The organism is Amycolatopsis sp. NPDC049691 (assembly GCF_040675005.1).
In the GTDB taxonomy this organism is placed as follows: domain Bacteria; phylum Actinomycetota; class Actinomycetes; order Mycobacteriales; family Pseudonocardiaceae; genus Amycolatopsis.
The window spans coordinates 17,618-38,006 of the sequence record NZ_JBFANX010000004.1; the positions used below are offsets into that span (position 1 = coordinate 17,618).

Annotated in this window: 21 protein-coding genes; 11 read left to right on the plus strand and 10 right to left on the minus strand. The window is 71.4% G+C overall.

Features of this window, described 5'->3' with window-relative positions:
* On the minus strand, positions 1 to 1,395 hold the full coding sequence (locus tag AB0J40_RS09880; protein WP_364450135.1) for an NAD(P)/FAD-dependent oxidoreductase: 1,395 nt from the start codon (positions 1,393 to 1,395) through the stop codon (positions 1 to 3).
* 140 nt (positions 1,396 to 1,535) lie between these two features.
* Here AB0J40_RS09880 and AB0J40_RS09885 point away from each other — a divergent pair, with 140 nt between their 5' ends.
* Complete coding sequence (locus AB0J40_RS09885) at positions 1,536 to 1,937, plus strand: histone-like nucleoid-structuring protein Lsr2 (RefSeq protein WP_364450138.1); 402 nt, start codon at positions 1,536 to 1,538, stop codon at positions 1,935 to 1,937.
* Positions 1,938 to 1,954: 17 nt separating this feature from the next.
* Here the strand turns inward: AB0J40_RS09885 and AB0J40_RS09890 are convergent, their stop codons facing one another.
* The 5 genes from AB0J40_RS09890 to AB0J40_RS09910 all read right to left on the minus strand — a co-directional run bounded on the left by AB0J40_RS09890 (position 1,955) and on the right by AB0J40_RS09910 (position 6,268).
* On the minus strand, positions 1,955 to 2,686 hold the full coding sequence (locus tag AB0J40_RS09890; protein WP_364450141.1) for a lipoate--protein ligase family protein: 732 nt from the start codon (positions 2,684 to 2,686) through the stop codon (positions 1,955 to 1,957).
* Positions 2,683 to 4,071, minus strand: a complete 1,389-nt coding sequence (locus AB0J40_RS09895) for an NAD(P)(+) transhydrogenase (Re/Si-specific) subunit beta (RefSeq protein ID WP_364450142.1) — start codon at positions 4,069 to 4,071, stop codon at positions 2,683 to 2,685. The genes AB0J40_RS09890 and AB0J40_RS09895 overlap by 4 nt, the downstream gene beginning before the upstream one ends.
* On the minus strand, positions 4,068 to 4,373 hold the full coding sequence (locus AB0J40_RS09900; RefSeq protein ID WP_364451340.1) for an NAD(P) transhydrogenase subunit alpha: 306 nt from the start codon (positions 4,371 to 4,373) through the stop codon (positions 4,068 to 4,070). Before AB0J40_RS09900 ends, AB0J40_RS09895 begins: the two co-directional genes overlap by 4 nt.
* Positions 4,374 to 4,378: 5 nt before the next feature.
* Positions 4,379 to 5,491, minus strand: a complete 1,113-nt coding sequence (locus AB0J40_RS09905) for a Re/Si-specific NAD(P)(+) transhydrogenase subunit alpha (protein WP_364450145.1) — start codon at positions 5,489 to 5,491, stop codon at positions 4,379 to 4,381.
* A 123-nt stretch (positions 5,492 to 5,614) separates the two neighbouring features.
* Positions 5,615 to 6,268: a TetR family transcriptional regulator gene (locus AB0J40_RS09910; protein ID WP_364450147.1), complete on the minus strand. Its 654-nt coding sequence runs from the start codon at positions 6,266 to 6,268 to the stop codon at positions 5,615 to 5,617.
* Positions 6,269 to 6,359: 91 nt separating this feature from the next.
* On the opposite strand from AB0J40_RS09910, the gene AB0J40_RS09915 reads away from it, so the two are divergent.
* From AB0J40_RS09915 to AB0J40_RS09940, 6 genes are all read left to right on the plus strand, one after another.
* Positions 6,360 to 7,427 carry an FAD-binding oxidoreductase gene (locus AB0J40_RS09915; protein ID WP_364450150.1) on the plus strand — a complete coding sequence of 356 codons (1,068 nt, stop codon included), beginning with the start codon at positions 6,360 to 6,362 and terminating at the stop codon, positions 7,425 to 7,427.
* 11 nt (positions 7,428 to 7,438) lie between these two features.
* Entirely contained in the window at positions 7,439 to 8,545 is a 1,107-nt protein-coding gene (locus AB0J40_RS09920) for an acyl-CoA desaturase (RefSeq protein WP_364450151.1), read from the plus strand.
* A 7-nt stretch (positions 8,546 to 8,552) separates the two neighbouring features.
* Positions 8,553 to 8,753 (plus strand): hypothetical protein, encoded by a 201-nt coding sequence (locus AB0J40_RS09925; protein ID WP_364450154.1) that lies wholly within the window; start codon positions 8,553 to 8,555, stop codon positions 8,751 to 8,753.
* 214 nt (positions 8,754 to 8,967) lie between these two features.
* Positions 8,968 to 10,257, plus strand: coding sequence for a sensor domain-containing protein (locus tag AB0J40_RS09930; RefSeq protein ID WP_364450157.1), 1,290 nt, complete (start codon positions 8,968 to 8,970; stop codon positions 10,255 to 10,257).
* Between the two features lie 10 nt (positions 10,258 to 10,267).
* Positions 10,268 to 10,912 carry a response regulator transcription factor gene (locus tag AB0J40_RS09935; protein WP_364450159.1) on the plus strand — a complete coding sequence of 215 codons (645 nt, stop codon included), beginning with the start codon at positions 10,268 to 10,270 and terminating at the stop codon, positions 10,910 to 10,912.
* Positions 10,913 to 10,928: 16 nt separating this feature from the next.
* Positions 10,929 to 11,339 (plus strand): secondary thiamine-phosphate synthase enzyme YjbQ, encoded by a 411-nt coding sequence (locus tag AB0J40_RS09940; RefSeq protein ID WP_364450162.1) that lies wholly within the window; start codon positions 10,929 to 10,931, stop codon positions 11,337 to 11,339.
* On the opposite strand, the gene AB0J40_RS09945 is transcribed toward AB0J40_RS09940, so the two are convergent.
* Positions 11,277 to 12,245, minus strand: coding sequence for an ABC transporter permease (locus AB0J40_RS09945; RefSeq protein WP_364450165.1), 969 nt, complete (start codon positions 12,243 to 12,245; stop codon positions 11,277 to 11,279). The genes AB0J40_RS09940 and AB0J40_RS09945 overlap by 63 nt on opposite strands.
* A gap of 104 nt (positions 12,246 to 12,349) precedes the next feature.
* Between AB0J40_RS09945 and AB0J40_RS09950 the strand changes: the two genes are divergently transcribed.
* Together AB0J40_RS09950 and AB0J40_RS09955 are read left to right on the plus strand one after the other, a co-directional pair.
* A complete protein-coding gene (locus AB0J40_RS09950; RefSeq protein WP_364450167.1) occupies positions 12,350 to 13,045 on the plus strand; it encodes a haloacid dehalogenase-like hydrolase in 696 nt (231 codons plus the stop codon).
* Positions 13,046 to 13,157: 112 nt separating this feature from the next.
* A complete protein-coding gene (locus AB0J40_RS09955; RefSeq protein WP_364450169.1) occupies positions 13,158 to 15,275 on the plus strand; it encodes a DUF2156 domain-containing protein in 2,118 nt (705 codons plus the stop codon).
* Here AB0J40_RS09955 and AB0J40_RS09960 read toward each other — a convergent pair.
* The gene (locus tag AB0J40_RS09960; protein WP_364450172.1) at positions 15,253 to 15,930 is read right to left on the minus strand and encodes a hypothetical protein; all 678 of its coding nucleotides are present in this window, start codon (positions 15,928 to 15,930) and stop codon (positions 15,253 to 15,255) included. The two genes, AB0J40_RS09955 and AB0J40_RS09960, sit on opposite strands and share 23 nt — an antisense overlap.
* Positions 15,931 to 16,122: 192 nt before the next feature.
* Here AB0J40_RS09960 and AB0J40_RS09965 point away from each other — a divergent pair, with 192 nt between their 5' ends.
* On the plus strand, positions 16,123 to 17,247 hold the full coding sequence (locus AB0J40_RS09965) for a hypothetical protein (protein ID WP_364450174.1): 1,125 nt from the start codon (positions 16,123 to 16,125) through the stop codon (positions 17,245 to 17,247).
* A gap of 23 nt (positions 17,248 to 17,270) precedes the next feature.
* Entirely contained in the window at positions 17,271 to 17,717 is a 447-nt protein-coding gene (locus AB0J40_RS09970; protein ID WP_364450177.1) for a hypothetical protein, read from the plus strand.
* On the opposite strand, the gene AB0J40_RS09975 is transcribed toward AB0J40_RS09970, so the two are convergent.
* A complete protein-coding gene (locus AB0J40_RS09975) occupies positions 17,714 to 18,568 on the minus strand; it encodes a hypothetical protein (protein WP_364450178.1) in 855 nt (284 codons plus the stop codon). The genes AB0J40_RS09970 and AB0J40_RS09975 overlap by 4 nt on opposite strands.
* Positions 18,568 to 20,316 carry a proline--tRNA ligase gene (locus tag AB0J40_RS09980; RefSeq protein WP_364450180.1) on the minus strand — a complete coding sequence of 583 codons (1,749 nt, stop codon included), beginning with the start codon at positions 20,314 to 20,316 and terminating at the stop codon, positions 18,568 to 18,570. Before AB0J40_RS09980 ends, AB0J40_RS09975 begins: the two co-directional genes overlap by 1 nt.
* Positions 20,317 to 20,389 lie beyond the last annotated feature (73 nt).

Below are 20,389 nucleotides of genomic sequence, written 5' to 3' on the forward strand. Positions count from 1 at the left end.
TCAGAGCCCGTACGCCTCCAGCAGCCGCAGCCACACCTCGCTGATCGTCGGGAACGACGGCACCGCGTGCCACAGCCGGTCCAGCGGCACCTCCCCGACGATCGCGATCGTCGCCGAGTGCAGCAGCTCCGAGACGTCCTGGCCGACGAACGTCACGCCGAGCAGGACGTTCCGCTCGGTGTCGACGACGATCCGCGCCTTGCCCGTGTAGCCGTCCGCGTGCAGCGACGAACCCGCCACCGCGATGTCGATGTCGACGACCCGGTCGGCAGACCCCGGCCGCGCGTCCGCGAGGCCGACGGCCGCCACCTCCGGGTCGGTGAACACCACCTGCGGCACCGCGTGGTGGTCGGCCGTCGCGGTGTACTTGCTCCAGGGCGCCGCCGAGGAGAACGTCCCCGCGGCCAGTGCCGCCACCGTGTCGCCCGCCGCGCGGGCGCCGTACTTGCCCTGGTGGGTCAGCGGCGCGCGGCCGGTGACGTCGCCCGCCGCGAACAGCCAGCCACCGTCCACTGCGGACACCCGGCCGGTGTCGTCGACCTCCAGCGCGCGCCCCGCCTCGACGCCGAACGCCTCCAGGCCGAGCCCGGCCGTCGCGGGACGGCGGCCCGTCGCCAGCAGCAGCTCGTCGACGACGACCGTCTCGCCGTCCTTCAACGTCAGCTCGGTACCACCGGAACCGGTGGCGACGCGCTCGATGCCCGACTCCGTGTGCACGTACACGCCGGCCTCGCGCAGCCCGTGCAGGACGAGGTCGCCGGCGAACGCGGCGTTGCGCGGCAGCGGCTGCTCGCCGGTGATCACCAGGTGGACCTCCGAGCCGAGCGTCGCGAACGCCTGCGCCATCTCGACGCCGACCACCCCGCCGCCGAGGACGCCGAGGCGCCGCGGCACCGACTCCGCCGACGTCGCCTCCCGCGAACCCCACGGCCGGATCGTGTCGAGCCCCGGGATCGACGGCTTGCTCGGCACGCTGCCGGTGCACACGATCACCGCGTGCCGTGCGGTCAGCACGCGGTCGCCGTCGAGGGTGACCTCCCGCTCACCGGTGAGCACGCCGTGTCCGCGGATCGGCTCGATGCCGGCGCCGCGCGCCCACTCGACCTGCCCCGCGTCGTCGCCCTTGCCGGTGAACCAGTCCCGGCGCGCGAACACCGCCGCGGGGTCGAGCCGGTCGCCGATCGGGACGCCGGGGATCCGTTTCGCCGCTGCCAGGAGGTTTCCCGGCCGCAGCAACGCCTTGCTCGGGATGCAGGCCCAGTAGGAGCACTCGCCGCCGAAGAGCTCGTGCTCGACGAGCGCGACCTTCAGGCCTCCTCGCGCCGCTCGTTCGGCGGCCACCTCCCCCACCGGGCCCGCGCCGATCACCACTACGTCAAAAGTCTGTCCGGACATGGCATCAGCGCACACCACCGCGCGAGTTCGCGCAAGCCAGCGGTTATCCTCGTCGGGAAGCTGCAAGGTATCGGCGGCCCGGGGTGCCGTCGGCTCCGGTGCGCGCGAAACACCCACGTTCGGAGCACGGGAGGTTTGTCGTGGCCAGGAACACGGCTGTGCAGGTGCTGGATGATCTGACCGGCGAGCCCGCGGCGGAGACCGTCGGGTTCGGCCTGGACGGCATCGACTACGACATCGACCTCTCCTTCGCCAACGCCGACGCGCTGCGCGGGCTGCTGCAGCGCTACGCCGACGCCGGGCGCCGCACGGGCGGCCGCAAGCGCCGGCCGCGGATCGTGCCGGGCGCGAAGCTGCCCCGGGCGAAGGCGTCGCCGAAGAAGGTGACCGCCAAGGCCGAGCCGAAGGCCGCCGCGAAGAGCACCAAGGCGAAGGCCGAGCCGGCGAAGACGACGCGCACGCGCAAGGCGGCGGAGCCGAAGAAGACCACGCGGGCGACGGCGCGCAAGGTGCCCGGCGTCACGTTCTCGGCCTCGGAGTAGTCCACAGTAGACGGACGTCAGGCCGCGCGCTGTGCGCCGTCCGCGTGCCACGACGGGTACCGGTACCGGGTGTGCAGCAACGCCCGCTGCCGAGCCAGTTCGGCCGCGGACGGCGGGCGCGGCACCAGCGTCCCGAGGATCTGCGACGCCGCCGCCCGCACCGCCGCCTCGACCGCCGGGAACCCGGGCCGCAGCCCGTGCTCGGCCAGCGACGCCACCGGGCTGCGGTGGGAGTCGAGCGGCCGCGGGTCCGGCGGCGCGCTCGTCAGGTAGCGGCCGACCAGCGCCGCCGCCGTCTCGACCAGCAGCGTCGAGTGGGCCAGCAGCCCGCCCTTGGTCCGGAACACGGCGAAGCCGCACAGCTTCGCGTCCTCGACGAACAGGCCGCGGTCGCCGATCCGCGGCACCAGCCCGAGCTGGTCGACGGCGGCGCTCATCACCTTGCCGAGCGTCTCCAGGGGCCGGTCGGTGGGCCCCGGCAGGACCAGCGTGACGTTCAGGTTGCCCGGGTCGTGGAACACGGTGCCGCCGCCGCTGGCGCGCCGCAGCACCGGGACGCCGTCGCGCTCGCACTCCGCGACCCGCACCTCGCGCGCGATCCGCTGCCCGCGCCCCACCACGACGCAGACCGGGTTGCGCCAGAGCCACAGCACCGGTGACTCGGGCGCAACCCGGAGGAGCGCTTCGTCGAACGCGAGGTTCTCGGCGGGGTCGGTGAACGCGGCACGCACATCCGACCCGGTCGTCATAGCGCCTTGAGTTCCTCCACGATCTCGCCCACCGACGACTTGGCGTCCCCGAAGAGCATGCTGGTCTTCGGATCGTAGAACAGGTCGTTGTCGATGCCCGCGAAGCCGGAGGCCATCCCGCGTTTCAAGACGATCACGGACCGGCTCTCGTTGACCTTGAGGATCGGCATCCCGTAGATCGGCGAGCTCGGGTCGGTCTGCGCCGCCGGGTTGGTGACGTCGTTCGCGCCGATCACGAGCGCGACGTCGGTCTGGGCGAACTCGGAGTTGATCTCGTCCATCTCCTTGAGCTGCTCGTACGGCACGTCGGCCTCGGCGAGCAGCACGTTCATGTGCCCGGGCATCCGGCCGGCGACCGGGTGGATCGCGTACGCGACCGTGATGCCCTTCTTCTCCAGCAGCTTCGCCATCTCGCGGACGGTGTGCTGCGCCTGCGCGACGGCCATGCCGTACCCCGGCACGACGACGACCTTGCTGGCGTACGCCATCTGGATGGCGGTGTCGGCCGCGCTGGTCGAGCGCACCGGGCGCGCCTCCTTGGCGCCCCCGCCGGCCGCGACCGCCGGGCCGCCGCCGAAGCCGCCCGCGACGATCGCCGGGATGGACCGGTTCATCGCCTTGGCCATCAGGTTCGTCAGGATCGAGCCGGACGCACCGACGATCATGCCCGCGACGATCAGCGCCGTGTTGTCCAGCGCCAGGCCCATCGCCGCGGCCGACAGCCCGGTGAACGCGTTGAGCAGCGAAATCACCACCGGCATGTCCGCGCCGCCGATCGGCAGCACGACGGTGAGGCCGAGGACGCCCGCCGCGACGAGCAGGCCGATGATCAGCAGCTCGTTGTCGCCGCCGGCGATGATGAGCACCGCGCAGACGACCGCGATCGCCAGGAGCAGCAGGTTGACCGGCTGCTGGAGCTTGCCGAGGGTGATCGGGCGGCCGCTGATCAGCTCCTGGAGTTTGCCGAAGGCGACGTTCGAGCCCCAGAACGAGATCGACCCGATGATCGCGGCGAACAGCGACGCGATCGCGATGTACGCCGGTTCGTGCGCGTAGCCGTCGGTGGAGTTGAACTCGACCCACGCGATGAGCGCGACCGCGCCGCCGCCGACGCCGTTGAACAGGGCCACCATCTGCGGCATCGCGGTCATCTTGACCTTGCGCGCCGACGGCACGCCGACGACCACGCCGATCCCGACACCGAGCGCGATCAGCACCCAGTTGCCCATCCCGGGCGTGAGCAGGGTGGCGATGACAGCGATGCCCATGCCGGCCGCGGCGATCCAGTTGCCGCGGACGGCGGTGCGCGGGCCGGTGAGGCCCATCAGGCCGTAGATGAAGAGGGCGAACGCGATGATGTAGAGGATCGCGATGAAGTCGGTCACTTCGTCTCCTCCTCATCGGCCGGAGCGGGTTTCTTGCCCTTGAACATCGACAGCATCCGGTCGGTGACCAGGAACCCGCCGACGACGTTGATCGTGCCGAAGGCGATCGCGATCACCAGCAGGATCTTGTTGAAGGCGCCGTCGACGCCGAGGCCGAGCACGACGAGCCCGCCGAGCAGCACGATGCCGTGGATGGCGTTGGTGCCCGACATCAGCGGCGTGTGCAGCGTGTTGGGCACCTTCGAGATGACGGCGAAGCCGACGAACCCGGCGAGCACGAGCACCGCGAGGTTCTGCACCAGGGGACTCACGACGGGCTCCCTTCGCGCCCGGCCACGCAGGCACCGGCGACGATCTCGTCTTCGAAGTTCAGCTCCAGCGCGCCTTCCTTCGTCACGAGCAGCTCCAGCAGCTCGGTGACGTTGCGCGCGTACAGCTCGCTGGCGTGCGAAGGCATTTCGGCGGGCAGGTTCAGCGGGGACGAAATGGTGACGTCGTGCTCCACGACGTCCTCCCCCGGCTTGGTCAGCTCGCAGTTGCCGCCGGTCTCGCCGGCGAGGTCGACCACGACCGACCCGGCGGGCATGCCCTTGACGGCGTCCGCGGTGACCAGCGTCGGGGCCTTGCGGCCCGGCACCAGCGCCGTGGTGATCACGACGTCGAACTTCGTGATCGCCTCGGTGAGCCGGCGCTGCTGCTCCTCGCGCTCCTCCGGCGTCAGCTCGCGGGCGTACCCGCCTTCGCCGACCGCCTCGATGCCGAGGTCGAGGAACTGCGCGCCGAGCGACTTGACCTGCTCGGCGACCTCGGGCCGCACGTCGTAGCCCGTCGTCTGGGCGCCGAGCCGCTTCGCCGTCGCCAGCGCCTGCAGGCCGGCGACGCCGGCGCCGAGCACCAGCACCTTGGCCGGCGGGACGGTGCCCGCCGCGGTGGTGAGCATCGGGAAGAAGCGCGGGAGCTTCTGCGCCGCGAGCAGCACGGCGCGGTAGCCGCCGATGCTGGCCTGCGACGACAGCGCGTCCATCGCCTGCGCCCGGGAGATCCGCGGGACGGCCTCCATCGCGAACGCGCGCAGGCCCGCTTCTTCGAGCTTCGCGAGCCCGTCCGGGTTGCCGCGCGGGTCGAGGAAGCCGATGAGCACGGATCCCCGGCTCAGCTTGGCGACCTCGTCCGGGTTCGGCGGGTTGACCTTCACGACGATCGACGCGCCCCAGGCGTCACCGAGCTCGGCGCCCGCTTGGGTGTACGCGTCGTCACTGAGGTGCGCACCGGACCCGGCACCCGGTTCGACCAGGACGCGCAACCCGCGCTGCGCGAGCCTCCCGACCAGTTTGGGCACCATGGCCACCCGGCGCTCCCCGGGGCGTGACTCGGCCACCACACCCACGGTGAGCTGCTGATGCTGTTCGCTGTCCGCCACACGACCTCCTCATCGGCGAGGCACGATCCGAGGGTTGTACCACGCCGGACCGACAGTCCCCAGTGACCTGGGTCGCAAGTCGGGGGGTTGTGCCGGGAAATACGGGTGTCGTGCGGAAAACGTTCAGGCCGATTTCCAGTGCGGGATCCCGAGCAGGATCAACCGCAGCCGTTTTTCCGCCGTTCCGGTGATTTTCGTGTCCTCACCTGGGCGGGCTTCCAGCAGTTCGACGGTCGTCGTGATCATCGCGGAAACGATCAAGTCGGCCAGCATGTGCAGGTCTTCGGTGCTCCACGCGCGCAGCGGCGCGAACCGCGCGAGGTCGATCGCGAGGTCGCCGGAGAACATCCGCAGTTCCACCGCGATGGAGCGGGCGAGCGGGCCGCCGCCGTAGCGCTCGCGCGTCAGGAACCGGAAATGGTCCTCGTGCGCGCGGACGAATTGGTGCACCGTGGCCACCGAGGCGCTGATCATCCCCTGGTAGGTGTCCGGGTCGGTGCGCGCCGAGCGCATCATGCCGCGCAGCGTGCGCGTCGCTTCTTCGACGAGGGCGACGCCGAGTTCCTCCATCGAGGCGAAGTGCCGGTAGAAGGCCGTCGGGACGATGCCGGCGCCCTTCGCGACCTCGCGCAGGGAGAGCGTGGCGAACGGGCGGTCGGCCAGCAGGTCGAGGGCGGTGTCCAGCAACGCCTGGCGCGTGCGCTGCTTGCGCTCTTGACGGCTGACCGGCTCCTCGGACACGGCCTCCAGCCTACGGATGTCCACCGCGTTGCTCACGTCACATCCTCGGGGTCTCGCGTTGACAGGTGCTCCACTCGTGCAGTGCACTATTCAGTGTACAGTCGTTCACTGTAATCGAGGAGGACAGATGACGGCGCTCATCCCCCGGCGGGTGCGCAGCCTCGCCTCGCTGGCCGAGGCGCTGCTGACGCCGCACGGGATGGATCGCTACCTGGAGCTCGTCGACCCGATGCTGGTGCGCCGCGAGATCCGCGGGCTGGTCACGGCGGTGCGGAAGCAGACGCCGGACACCGTCACCCTCACCGTCAAGCCCAGCCGCGCGTGGCCCGGCTTCACCGCCGGGCAGTACGTCCGCGTGCAGGTGGAGATCGACGGCGTCCGGCGCACGCGCTGCTATTCGCCGTGTGGTTCGCAGTACGACGGCGAACTGGAGTTCACGGTCAAGGAGCAGGGCCTGGTCTCCGGCCACCTGAACCGCGCGATCGGCGTCGGCTCGGTGCTCGGCCTGTCCACTCCGGACGGTGGGTTCACGCTGCCCGCCGCCCGGCCGGACCGCGTGCTGCTGATCGCGGGCGGCAGCGGCATCACGCCGGTGCTCGCGATGGCGCGCACCCTGGTGGCCGAGGGCCACGCCGGCGAGATCGTGTTCGTGCAGTACTCGAACGGGCCCGCCGACGCGCTGTACCGCACCGAGCTGGCCGAGCTCGCCGCCCGGCACCCCGGGCTGCGGGTCGTGCACGCCTACACGCACTCGAAGGGCGGCGACCTGAACGGCCTCTTCACGCCGGAGCACCTCGCGCGGGTCGCGCCCTGGTACCGCGACGCGGAGGCGTTCGTCTGCGGCCCGAAGCCGCTGATGGACGCCGTCCGCGAGGAGTTGGGTGAACGCGTGCACACCGAAGAGTTCACGCCGCCGGCGTTGACCTTCGACACGTCCGCCGCGGAGGGGCAGGTGCGCTTCAAGCGCAGCGGGCGGGAGTGCGCCAACTCGGGGAAGCCGTTGCTGGAGCAGGCCGAGGACGCGGGCCTGTCGCCGGAGCACGGCTGCCGGATGGGCATCTGCTTCTCCTGCACCCAACTCAAGACCGCCGGGCGCGTCCGCAACGCCCGCACCGGCGAGGTGTCCGGCGACGAAGACGAAGAAATCCAGCTCTGCATCTCCGTCCCCGTCGGGGACGTCGAGATCGACGCCTAGAGGAGATCGCCATGACCGGCTTGCAGGACCGCCTGACCCCGGAACAGGTCGAGGAGTTCGGCCGCGAACTCGACGCGCTGCGCCAGCGGATCGTCGACGACCTGGGCCAGGAGGACGTCGACTACATCCACACCATCATCAAGACCCAGCGCGGCCTGGAGGTCGCCGGCCGGGCGCTGCTGTTCGCCGGGTTCTTCCCGCCCGCGTGGCTCGCCGGCGTCGGCGCGCTGTCGGTGGCCAAGATCCTGGACAACATGGAGATCGGCCACAACGTCATGCACGGCCAGTACGACTGGACGCGCGACCCGGCGCTGAGCTCGCAGCGCTTCGAATGGGACACGGTGGCGCCCGCCGAGAACTGGCGGCACTCGCACAACTACATCCACCACACGTACACCAACATCGTCGACAAGGACCGCGACGTCGGCTACGGCATCCTGCGGATGGACACCGCCCAGAAGTGGCACCCGTACTACCTGGGCAACCCGGTGTACGCGACGCTGCTGGCGCTGTTCTTCCAGTGGGGCGTGATGCTGCACGACCTCGAGGTCGAAAACGTCGTCAAGGGCGAGCGGTCGTGGGCCGACAACGTGCCGATCCTGAAGAAGATCGTGCGGAAGGCGTCGCGGCAGATCGGCAAGGACTACGTCCTGTTCCCGCTGCTGACCGGCCCGCTGGCGCCGCTGACGTTCCTCGGCAACGCGACGGCGAACCTGACCCGCAACCTGTGGGCGTTCGCGATCATCTTCTGCGGCCACTTCCCGGCGGACGTCGAGAGCTTCACCGAGGAGGAGACGGCTTCGGAGTCGAGGGGCCAGTGGTACCTCCGCCAGATCCTCGGCTCGGCGAACATCTCGGGCGGCCCGCTCTTCCACATCATGAGCGGCAACCTGTCCCACCAGATCGAGCACCACCTGTTCCCGGACATCCCGGCGCGCCGGTACCCGCAGATCGCCGGCGAGGTGCGCGCGATCTGCGAGAAGTACGGGCTGCCGTACCACACGGGCCCGCTGCGCAAGCAGCTCTGGTCGGTGGCGAAGAAGATCGTGAAGCTGGCCCTGCCCACGTCGGAGTCCCCGGCTACCGTGGAACCCGACCGGCAGCTCCGAGCAGCGTGAGGGTGACATGGTGGGTCAGTTCGAGCGGGAGAAGGACACCCTGCAGGTGATCACCGAATCAGCGGCGACGCACGTCGGCAACATAGCGTCGATCATCACGGGCGCGATCCGCGACATCGCCAGGGAAACCGGCGACTGGCTCACGGACGTGATCGAGATGCGCGAAGCGGCGCAGCGGGCCCGGGAGGACGACCCCGAGACCCCTTAGCGGCGCCTGGGACGAGGCATCCACACCCTCCCGGGGGTTGTGGATGACTCGTCCGACGCGGCCGGCGGCGGTCCGGAACTGTCGGTGCCCGCCGGTAGCGTGGAAGACGGGGGCGCCCCCGCGGCCGGGCCCCTGCCGCACGAGAGCGTCCCTGCTGAAACGAGCGTCCCTGCTGAAACGGGGGCCTCCCCGGCCTCACTCGGGGGAAAACCGGATGGGCCCGCCCGCGCCCCCGCGCGAAACTGAACCCGTGACCAGCCCCCACCCGCTCCGCCGCATCCTGGGCCCCGTCGCCGCGCGGGACTTCTGGGCCGAATACCTCTGGCTGTGCCTCGCCGGCCCGCTCACCGCGTTCTCACTCTTCACCTTCCTCGCCGTCCTCGCTCTCGGCCTGTGGCTGACCCCCGTCCTGCTCGGGTTCCTCGTCCTCGCCGGGGCCGTCTTCTACGCCCGCGGGCTCGGCGCCGCCCACCGCCGGCTCGCGAAGGCCCTGCTCGGCGTCAGCGTGCCCGCTCCCGGGCGCCCCGAACTCAAGCCCGGGCTGTGGAGCTGGGTGAAGGCGCGCGTCGGCGATGGGGCCGGGTGGCGCGCCGCCGGGTACCTCCTCCTGCGCCTTCCCCTCGCCTTCGCCGGGCTGTTGACCGTCACCAGCGCGACCCTCTACGGCCTCGCCGCCGGCACCTTCGGCCTCTTCTGGTTCCCGCTGGGCGAACGTGAACTGCCGACGTTCGGCATCCGCGCCGAACACTGGCCCGGCGCGCTCGCCTGGTCCGCGTCCGGGCTCCTGGTGCTCGTCGCCCTCCCTTGGGTCACGCACGCCTTCGCCTCGCTCGACCGGTTGCTGGTCGTCGGCCTGCTCGGGACGCGGGAACTGTCCGAACGCGTCCGCGACCTGGAAGCCAGCCGGGCCACCGCGGTCGAAGACGCCGCCCTGCGGCTGCGGCGCATCGAGCGCGACCTGCACGACGGCGCCCAGGCCCAGCTCGTCGCCCTCGCGATGAAACTCGGGCTGGCCAAGGACGAACTCGAAGATGTCGACCTCCCGCAGGTGAAACAGCTGGTCACCGCAGCCCACGCCAACGCCAAGCAGGCGCTGACCGAGCTGCGCGACCTCGCCCGCGGCATCCACCCCGCCGCCCTCGACGCGGGGCTCGACGTCGCCCTCGCCACCCTCGTCGCGTCCTCCGGCATGGACGCGCGGGTCACCGTCGTCCTGCCGCACCGCCCGCCGCCGTCGCTCGAGACCATCGTCTACTTCAGTGCCGCCGAACTGCTCACGAACGCCGCGAAACACGGTGGGGCCACCCACGTCGAGGTCACCGAGGAGCGGGACGTCCTCTGGCTGCGGGTCCGCGACCACGGCCCCGGCGGCGCCCGGCTCCTCCCGGGCGGCGGGCTGGCCGGGGTCGCCGAACGGCTGCGGACCGTCGACGGCGAACTGGCCTTCACGAGCCCGCCGGGCGGTCCGACCGAAGTGACCGCGCGGGTCCCGCTGCCCCGCTAGGGTCGGCGGCATGCGGATCGTCATCGCGGAGGACTCCACCATCCTGCGCCAGGGTCTCGTCGAGCTGCTGACCTTCCGCGGCCACGAGGTCGTCGCCGCGGTGAAGGACGCCGACGCGCTGCGGGCGGCCGTCGCGGAGCACACCCCCGACGTGTCCATTGTGGACATCCGGATGCCGCCGGCGCACACCGACGAGGGCCTGCGGGCCGCGATCGCGCTGCGCCGCGAGTCCCCGGGCCGCGCGATCCTGCTGTTCTCCCAGTACGTCGAGACGCAGTACGCCGCCCAGCTGCTGGCCGACCGCGCGGGCGGCGTCGGCTACCTGCTCAAGGACCGCGTCGCCGAGGTCTCGGACTTCCTCGACGCGCTGCGCCGGGTCGCCGACGGCGAGACGGTCCTCGACCCCGAGGTCGTCAGCCAGCTGTTCTCGGCGACCCGCCAGACCGACGCGCTCAGCGGCCTGACCCCGCGGGAACGCGAAGTACTGGGCCTGATGGCGGAGGGCCGGTCGAACTCCGCGATCGCCGCGAAACTGTTCCTCTCGGCCGGGTCCGTCGAGAAGTACGTGACGTCGATCTTCGGCAAGCTCGGCCTGCCACCGTCCGAAGGGGACAATCGCCGGGTGCTCGCGGTGCTGCGCTACCTGGAGACCTGAGCCTAGGCTGGAACCCATGTACTCCACCGAGATCGAGGTCCGCACCGGCTCCGAAGCCGTCGTCCACGACCTCACCCACGAGGCCGAGGAGTTCCTGCGCGACGCCGACGCGGCGGACGGCCTGCTGCACGTCTGGGTCCCGCACGCCACCGCCGGCCTGGCGATCCTCGAGACCGGCGCCGGCAGCGACGACGACCTGCTGGCCGCGCTCGACGAGCTGCTCCCCCGCGACGGCCGCTGGCGGCACCGGCACGGGAGCCCCGGTCACGGCCGTGACCACGTGCTTCCCGCGCTGGTGCCGCCCTACGCGACCATCCCGGTGCTCGGCGGCGTCCTCGCGCTGGGCACCTGGCAGTCGATCTGCCTAGTGGACACCAACCTCGACAACCCGGTCCGCAAGGTGCGGTTCAGCCTGCTCGCGGGCTGACGGCCACAGCACCACCAGCAGGCCCGCGGCGAGCAGGGCGCCGAGCACCCACAGCCCGGTCGTCACGTCGGGCGCGTCCGGCACGCCCTGCAGCAGGCTGCGCAGGCCCTCGGCCGAGAAGCGGAACGGCGTCCACGACCACAGCAGCGTGCGGTAGGCCGGGTTCAGCAGCTCGGGCACCTGCCCGGCGACCGCGGGCGCGACCAGGTACAGCGGGCCGAGGACGGCCATCGCGCGCAGGCCCAGCAGGCGCAGCAGACCCGCCTGCAGCGCCGCGAACGCCGTCGCGGCGAGGAAGACGAACCCGAGGACACCGGCGTCGAGCGGCAGCGCGGAGTCCCAGAGCGCGAAGAACCCGGCCACGGCCGCCGTCACCAGCACGCCGGCACCGACGACCTGCAGGAGCCGGGCGCCGGCGCCGACCGTGCGGCCGGTGCGCTTGGCCAGCTGCGTCAGCGCCAGGCCCGCGACCAGCGCGCCGATCCACGCCAGCGCGGACGCCGCCAGCGGCGCGGTCCGGCCGGCGGCACTCGCCGGGTGCAGCACCTCCTGCTTCGGCGGGCCGCCCAGCGCGGCCGCCCCGGCGGTGAGCGCCTGCTGCGCGACCTGCGCGCCGGCCGGGTTGACCGCCCCCGACGTCACCACGGTCGCGGGTGAGCCCAGTTCGAGCACGCCGTAGACCTTCTTGTCCTCCAGCAACCGCCGGGCCTCGGCGGGGGTCGTGACGGTCCAGGCGAGCTGGCCGCCGCCGTGCGCGGCGATGCGCTGCGCGAGATCCGGCGGGCCGGCCACCGCGACCGGGACGCCGTCGGGCGCGGCCGTGGCCTGCGCGCCGAAGGTGAGGAACCCCAGCACCACGGCGACCAGCGCGCCGGCCAGGGCGGCGAGGGATGCGAGACGAGTCATGCCGGCTCCAGTTATTCGTCGCTTGTTGAATTAGTAGCCAAGGTACGACCACGTCCCGCGAAAGTCAACGCGTGTTGAATAGCGTCACCGGTAGCCTCGGCAGCGTGACGAAGACACGGCTGGTGCTCTGGGACATCGACCACACGCTGGTGGACTTCACCGGCCTCGGCTCCGCCTGGTACGCGGCGGCGCTCGCCGCGACGACCGGGACCGAGCTGGTCTCCTACCCCGACTTCGGCGGCCGCACCGAACGCGCGATCAGCACCGACCTGCTCACCGCGCACGGCATCGAGCCGACCGAGGAGCTGCTCCAGGCGCTCTGGCTGGCGCTGATCGCGGAGTCCGAACGCGCCGTCGAACACTTGCCGACGTCCGGCCGCGCGCTGCCAGGCGCCGCCGAAGCGCTGAAGGCGTTCGCCGGGCACGACAGCGTCGTCCAGTCGCTCGTCACCGGCAACCTGCCGGAGATCTCGCGGCACAAACTCGCCGCGTTCGGCCTGCACGAGCACCTCGACCTCGACATCGGCGGCTACGGCACGCTGTCGGCGCACCGGCCGGACCTCGTGCCGCACGCGGTGGCGCTCGCCGCGGCCAAGCACGGCACGGAGTTCGCCGCCGGCGCGGTGGTCGTCATCGGCGACACCCCGAACGACGTTGAAGCCGCGCTGCACCACGGCGCGGTTTCGATCGCGGTCGCGACCGGGCACTACACGGCGGAGGAACTGCGGGCCGCCGGCGCGCACACCGTGCTGCCCGACCTGGCCGACACCGACGCCGTGAAAGCCGCCGTGTTCGGCTGAAAGTCGTCCTTCAGGGGGTGTCAACCCTCATTCGAAAGGACGACCCCTTAAGGGTCAAACTCCTTCGTATGCCTGATGTGGGTAGGGGCCGGCACTCGCCATGCTGTCGGGCATGACTGAAGCAGCGTCGGCGGCCGTGCCCGCCGGAGGGGGACGCATCCGCGGCACGGTCGCGGTGCTCAGGCAGCGCCTGCCGTTCACGAGCACCGTCGTGCTCGCCATGCTCGTGCTGGCCGTCGCGACCGGGGCGTTGTGGAACGCCGCCGAAGACCGCGCGGCCTACCCGTTCATCGCCTACGGGCTGCCGTCGCTGGAGGCCGGCCGCTGGTGGACCATGCTCACCGGCGCGTTCTTCGCCGTCATCCCGTGGTTCTACCTCCCGATGGTCGGCAGCTTCGCGCTCTTCGCCGGCTTCGCCGAGTGGCAGCTGGGCACGCGGCGCGCGATGGCCGTGACCATCGGCGGCCAGTTCGTCTCGGTGCTCGTCGCGACGCAGTTCCTCGCGCTGAGCCGCAACTCCGGCTGGCTGTGGGCCGAGCGCATGGCGGGCAGCCTCGACGTCGGGTTCTCCGGCGGCGCGCTCGCCGCGGTCGCGGTCGCCAGCGCGACGCTGCGGCCGCCGTGGGCGCTGCGGCTGCGGGCCGGGCTCTGCGTGTACGCCGGGGTCGCGATCGTCTACGTCGGCACGCTCGCCGACCTCGTCCACTTCTTCGCGCTGCTGCTGGCGATCCCGCTCGGCAACCGGCTCGTCGGCTCCCGCCGGGTGCCGTCGGCGGGGCCGAACCCGCGGGAGTGGCGGCTGCTGACGGTCGCCGGCCTGCTGCTGCTCACCATCGCCGAGGTCGTCATGTTCCTGGTGCCCGGCGACGGCCCGTTCGGGTCCGACGAAGGGGTTTCCCTGTCGGCGCCGGAGCTGGCGGTGCTCGTGCTGGTCGTGGTGCCGATGCTCAACGGGCTGCGCAAGGGCGGCCGCGTCGCGTGGCGCTGGGCGGTCGCGCTGTCGGTCTTCGTCACCCTGCAGGGGCTCGCCGCGGCCACGGTCTACGGGCTGGCCGAGATCTTCGGGTCGGACTACGACACCACCGGCCTGCCGCTGTTCTTCGTGGACAATCTCTTGTGGACGGTCGAGCTGGGTGTCCTGGTCGCCGCGCAGCACGCCTTCCGCGTCCCGTCCCGGCGACGGCTGCGGCGGCACGCCCAGGGTCCCGGGCCGGCGCTGGCGCGGACGCTGCTCGACCGGCACGGCGGCAGCACGCTGTCGTGGATGACGACCTGGCCGCGCAACACGTACTTCGTCCGCGAGGACGGCCGGTCCTACCTGGCCTACCGCAAGCACGCGGGCGTCGCCGTCGCCCTCGGCGACCCCATCGCGCCGGACGGCACGGCGGCCGCCACCGTCACCGAATTCGCCGTGATGTGCGAGAACACCGGCCTGGTGCCGTGCGTGTTCTCCGCGACGGAGGAGACGGTCGCGGCGACGCGCGAGCTGGGCTGGCAGCACGTCCAGGTCGCCGAGGACAACGTGCTCGACCTGGAGGGCCTGGAGTTCCGCGGCAAGGCGTGGCAGGACGTCCGGTCGGCGCTGAACAAGGCCGCCAAGCAGGACATCGAGTTCCGGCTGGTCCGCCTGGCCGACCAGCCCGAGCCGATCCTCGCCCAGGTCCGCGCGCTCTCGGAGGAGTGGATGTCGGGCAAGCGCATGCCGGAGATGGGCTTCACCCTCGGCGGGCTCGACGAGGCGATGGACCCGGCGACGCGGGTCGGCCTGGCGGTGGACGCCGAGGGCACGGTCCACGGCGTGACGTCGTGGCTGCCGGTGTACACGGGCGCGGGCCAGGTCGGCGGCTGGACGCTGGACGTGATGCGCCGCAGCGCCCACGGTTTCCGGCCGGTGATGGAGTTCCTGATCGCGTCGGCGTGCGTGGCGTTCCGCGCGGAGGGGGCGCGGTTCGTGTCGCTGTCGGGGGCGCCCTTGGCGCGCAGCGCTTCTCCGGCGTGCCCGCTGGACCGGGCGCTGGAGTCGCTGGGCCGGGTCATGGAGCCGTACTACGGTTTCCGGTCGCTGCACGCGTTCAAGGCGAAGTTCCAGCCGCGTCGCGTGCCGCTGTACTTGGCTTACCGCGATGTGGCCGACCTGCCGCGGATCGGGCTGGCGCTCGGCCGGGCGTACCTGCCGGACGTACGGCTGCGGGAGCTGGCGAAGCTGGTCAGTAGCTCTCGGGCACGCTGATCCGCTGCGGGAACCGGATCTTCCGGCGGCTGACGACGTTCTGGTCCTTCTCGATCAGCCGTCCGTCGGTCAGCCGGAGCCAGTGGCCGTTGCGCGAATCGGTGAAGGCGAGCATGACCCCGGGCGTCATGTCCGGGCGCTGCCACCCATCGCGGATCGGCATCCGCCACTTCCCGGGCGGCAGGATGGCGTAGAGGTACTCGTCGTCTTCGATGACCGGCCCGCGGTGCAGGGTGGAGCCGGTCATCGGCAGGTGCCGCACGAGGTCGAACGAGACGACGACGTGGTTGACGGCTTCGGCGTTCGCGTTGGAGACGATCATGTCGACACCGCCGCCCTCGGTGGTCTCGATCCACGCGGTGACCTTCGCGGCCTGCTCCTGGCGCTCCCGCTGATCGCGTTTGACCCGGTCCGCACGCGCCTGCCGGTTGTCCCGGATGGCGATCCACAATGCGACGACGACCGCGCCGATCGTGCCGAGGCCGCCGACCCACTGCCCACCGGCGGCCCACCAGTCCGGATTCCGCGGTTCGACGAGCCAGATCCAGGCTTTCGCCAGCAGGGGCCCGAAGAGCAGCAGGAACCCGCCGACGGCCAGCACGGCGAACGCGCCGGTCCGGATCCGGTCCAGCCGTCTGTCCGCATCACCGGTCATGGACCACAGCCTGCCGAATCCGGGCGTCGCGCGGTAGCGGCAAGTACGCTGGGACGCCGGACCGGAGGAGGAGACGTGCCCGAGGGAACCGTCGGAAGGCTGCACTTCGGCCGCGACGACGCCGAGCACGACTTCGCCGACGGCCTGGTCATCGGACGCAAAGGCACCGGGAAGAGCGCCATCTGCATGCGGTTGACGGCGAACGGCGACACCGGCCTGATCACGCCGGACGAAACGGCGGGTGACGAACTCCGCCGGTTCGAGCTCCAAGGGCTCACCGGCGCGACGGCGAAGTCGCTGATCTGGCGATACGTCTTCGCGGTCCAGGCGGCGCGCCATCTCACAACCCACGCGCGGACCGGGCACCGCCGCCGGCTCTCGAAGCCGGTCCGGGCGCTGCGCCAATTCCTGAAGAAGAGCGGCGAGCTTGCCGACGTCAGCTTCTACGACCGGATCCTCCGCGGCGGTCACGGCCTGCAGGCCTCCCTGTCCCTCGAGGCTTTCGGCGTCAAGGCGAGCGTTGACCACAAGAGCGGTGGCACCGAGGGTGCTCGCGCCGCCAAACAGCTCGAAGTGCTCGAAGCCGGTGTCGCACGGGGCTTCCAGGCGCTCGGCTGCGCGAGTCACGCTCCGCTGCCGATCTTGGTCGACCAGCTGGAACAGGTGTGGTCGAGTGACCGCGAAAGCGACGACTTGGTGATCGGGCTGCTGCTGGCGAGCAAGCGCGTGAACCAGGCCTACGGCGGAGCGGTGCGGTGCGTGCTTTTCGTGCGCTCGGACATCTACGACGCTCTCCAGTTCGACGACGCGGACAAGTTCCACAGCGACGAACTGCGCTTGGAGTGGACGCCGGAGAAGCTGGAAGAAGTGGCGCTGCTGCGGGCTCGGGCATCTCTCGGGAGGCCCCTTTCCTCCTGGCAACTCTGGAGCGAAGTGTTCCCGGAGTGGGTGAACGGCGAGCCGGCCGCGCAGTACCTGTTCTCCCGTACTCTCCCCCGCCCGCGCGACGCCATCCAGTTCCTCAACCTCTGCCGGGACGCGGCCAACGCCCGCAACGCGGATCGGATCACCAAGGCGGACGTGCGGGGCGCAACCTTGCAGTTCTCCCAGTGGAAGCTCCTCGACCTGGCCAAGGAGTACCTGGTCACGGTGCCGTTCCCATCCTTACCGCCGATGGCGTCGTGGAGGTTCTTTATCGCGTCGGATTTCTCGGGGTGCTCCGCGAAGCCGGCGTCTCGTACGCCGGCTCCGGACAACTCCCGCTGCAGCCGCAGGAAAACGAGTTTCACATCCACCCGTGCTTCCGCCCGGCGCTGAATGCTCTGGACGCAGCGCCGCTTTTGCCCTTCGAGGCGAGTACACGACTCGTCCAGATTTCCGCGGACCGAGTAACGAATGCCTCGTTCGCGGTCACCGGCAGTGGCGTCCGGGTCAGTCAATCCCGCGACTTCGAGCTCCTCGACCGGCTCATGGAGGTCTGCCAACGCCTGCTGCGCCAAGTCAGCCGACTGCCCCTGCCTGCCGGTGTGCACGAGCAGGTCACCGGCGAAATCTCAGCCATCCTCTCGAACGCCGCCACCGCCCGGGAGCGGCTGTTCGCCGGCCATGCCGAGAGCAACGCGTTCGGGCACGTCGTCCAAGCGGCTCAGTACCTGAACGAACTGGCGGAACGGCTCATGAAGGCCGGAATCGGCGAACGGGACGACGGGATCGTCCAGACTCTCGTCGCGTCGTCCCGTCAGCTCCACGACGAGATCGGCGGCGGATACTCCCCGACCCGAAGTTAGCGGTAGGTGGTCGGGGGCGGGGTGGTCGTGCCGCGGTCCGCCGCCGCGACGAACCGGTAGCTCTCCACGATCTTGACGAGGTCCTCGCGGATCGACGGCCCCGAGCGATCGCCGTCCGCGTACGCCACCACCACGCCGGAGGCACCCGAGCCGGTCCCGAACCCCATCGCCACCACCAGAGCGTGCTTCGCCGCGCACTCGTCCTTGGCCGCCGGAGCCACCTCGGCGACCACCACCCGGGCCGGCGCCTTCGTGCCGTCCGCCTTCGTGAACTCGGCGTCCGTGGCCGGCCCCAGCTGGGACGTCCCGCCGTACGCGCCCGTCGCCAGGTCCGTCGCGGCCTTGCGCGCCGCCGCCTCGGGATCGGCGACGGGTTCAGTGGTGACGCCCGCGCCGCCGAGGGTGTCCCGGCCGCAGAAGTCCCTGCCCAGGAACGCGCTCGTGATCAGCCGGATCGACGGCTCGTCCCAGCCGTGCTGCGTGGCCGGCGCCGGTTCCCAGTTCGGCGGGACGTCGTAGGCGTACGAACCGTCCCGGGCCGCGACCGACAGCCAGCCGTCCGTGATGGCGGGCACCGTCACGCGCGGCGAAGGCGTCACGACCAGCGGTGCGGAGGGCGACGACGCCGCCGGACGCGGCTTGCCGACGCCCAGCGCGTTGAGCACGCCCGCGATCAACGCGATGAACACCAGCCCGAACCAGGGCGCGCGGCGCCACTTCAGTGGCTTAGCGGCCGGGCGGATCCGCTTCGGCCGTGCGCGCGGCGCGTCCGCGGGTTCGTAGCCGCCGAACCCGCGGAGCGCCGCGTTGTCCTCGTATCCCGGCGTCGGGTCGTCCGGGCGCCGGGCCATCAGGAACGGACGAGTTTGACCAGGTGCTCGACGACGGCCTCGACCGCGATCTCCTCGCGCTCGCCCGACCGCCGGTCCTTGACCTCGACGACGCCGTTGGCCAGGCCGCGCCCGACCACCAGGATGGTCGGGACGCCGACCAGCTCGGCGTCGGCGAACTTGACGCCGGGGGTCGCCTTGCGGTCGTCGAGGATCACCTCGATGCCGGCCGCGTCCAGCTCGGCGGCGATCTTCTCGGCGCCGGCCGCGACGGCCTCGTCCTTGCCCGCGATGACGATGTGCACGTCGAACGGCGACACCTCGCGCGGCCAGATCAGGCCGAGGTCGTCGTGGTTCTGCTCGGCGAGCACGCCGACCAGCCGCGAGACGCCGACGCCGTACGACCCCATCGTGATCCGGATCGGCTTCGAGTCCGGGCCGAGCGCGTCGAGCTCGAACGCGTCGGCGTACTTGCGGCCGAGCTGGAAGATGTGGCCGATCTCGATGCCGCGCGCGGCGACCAGGGTGCCCTGGCCGTCCGGCGACGCGTCGCCCTCGCGGACCTCGGCGGCCTCGATGGTGCCGTCCGGGGTGAAGTCGCGGCCGGCCAGCAGGTCGACGACGTGGTGGTCGACCTTGTCGGCCCCGGTGACCCAGGCGGTGCCGGGGACGATCCGGGGGTCGGCGAGGTAGCGCACGCCGTTGTCCTGCAGGGCCTTCGGGCCGATGTAGCCCTTGACCAGGAACGGGTTCTTCGCGAAGTCGGCTTCGTCCAGCAGCGCGACCTCGGCGGGCTCCAGCGACGCTTCGAGGCGCTTCATGTCCACTTCGCGGTCGCCCGGGATCGCGACGCAGACCAGCTCCCACTCCTTCGCGCCCGGCTGCCGCGTCTTGAGCATGACGTTCTTCAGCGTGTCGGCCGCGGTGAACGTGCGGCCCAGGTTCGCGTCGTTGAGGAAGTTGACCAGCGTCTCGATGGTCGGTGTGTTGGGCGTGTGGTGCACCTGCGCCTCGGGGCGGCCCTCGATCGGCTGCGCGGGCGGCGCGGGCGTGACCACGGCTTCGACGTTCGCCGCGTAGCCCGACTCGGTGCTGCGGACGTAGGTGTCTTCGCCCGTCTCGGCGACGGCGAGGAACTCCTCGGACGCCGACCCGCCCATCGCGCCCGACGTCGCCTTCACCACGACGTACTCGAGGCCGAGCCGGTCGAACAGCTTCGTGTAGGCGTCGCGGTGGGCCTGGTAGGAGCGCTCCAGGCCCTCGTCGTCGAGGTCGAAGGAGTAGGAGTCCTTCATGACGAACTCGCGGCCGCGCAGGATGCCGGCGCGGGGGCGCGCTTCGTCGCGGTACTTGGTCTGGATCTGGTACAGCGTGACCGGGTAGTCGCGGTACGAGCTGTACTCGCCCTTCACCGTGAGCGTGAAGAGCTCCTCGTGCGTCGGCCCGAGGAGGTAGTCGGCGCCCTTGCGGTCCTTGAGGCGGAACAGGCTGTCGCCGTACTCGGTCCAGCGGCCGGTGGCCTCGTAGGGCTCCTTCGGCAGCAGCGCCGGGAACTGGATCTCCTGGGCGCCGATCTTGTTCATCTCGTCGCGCACGACGTTCTCGATGCGCCGCAGCACGCGCAGGCCCAGCGGCAGCCACGAGTACCCGCCCGGGGCGACCCGGCGGACGTAGCCGGCGCGTACCAGGAGCCGGTGGCTCGGTACCTCGGCGTCCGCCGGATCCTCGCGCAAGGTGCGAAGGAACAACGACGAAGTCCTGGTGATCACTGCGGGGCTCCCTGCTCCGGGCGGGTGTGAAAGTCCCGCTCAGGGTAGTCACTCCCCCGGCCGTGACTCCAAC

Coding starts and splice junctions, on each gene's coding strand:
- AB0J40_RS09945 (WP_364450165.1), bottom strand. CDS start 12,245: ATGACTCGTCTCGCATCCCTCGCCGCCCTGGCCGGCGCGCTGGTCGCC.
- AB0J40_RS09935 (WP_364450159.1), top strand. CDS start 10,268: ATGCGGATCGTCATCGCGGAGGACTCCACCATCCTGCGCCAGGGTCTC.
- AB0J40_RS09915 (WP_364450150.1), top strand. CDS start 6,360: ATGACGGCGCTCATCCCCCGGCGGGTGCGCAGCCTCGCCTCGCTGGCC.
- AB0J40_RS09925 (WP_364450154.1), top strand. CDS start 8,553: ATGGTGGGTCAGTTCGAGCGGGAGAAGGACACCCTGCAGGTGATCACC.
- AB0J40_RS09930 (WP_364450157.1), top strand. CDS start 8,968: ATGGGCCCGCCCGCGCCCCCGCGCGAAACTGAACCCGTGACCAGCCCC.
- AB0J40_RS09975 (WP_364450178.1), bottom strand. CDS start 18,568: ATGGCCCGGCGCCCGGACGACCCGACGCCGGGATACGAGGACAACGCG.
- AB0J40_RS09960 (WP_364450172.1), bottom strand. CDS start 15,930: ATGACCGGTGATGCGGACAGACGGCTGGACCGGATCCGGACCGGCGCG.
- AB0J40_RS09880 (WP_364450135.1), bottom strand. CDS start 1,395: ATGTCCGGACAGACTTTTGACGTAGTGGTGATCGGCGCGGGCCCGGTG.
- AB0J40_RS09920 (WP_364450151.1), top strand. CDS start 7,439: ATGACCGGCTTGCAGGACCGCCTGACCCCGGAACAGGTCGAGGAGTTC.
- AB0J40_RS09940 (WP_364450162.1), top strand. CDS start 10,929: ATGTACTCCACCGAGATCGAGGTCCGCACCGGCTCCGAAGCCGTCGTC.
- AB0J40_RS09890 (WP_364450141.1), bottom strand. CDS start 2,686: ATGACGACCGGGTCGGATGTGCGTGCCGCGTTCACCGACCCCGCCGAG.
- AB0J40_RS09955 (WP_364450169.1), top strand. CDS start 13,158: ATGACTGAAGCAGCGTCGGCGGCCGTGCCCGCCGGAGGGGGACGCATC.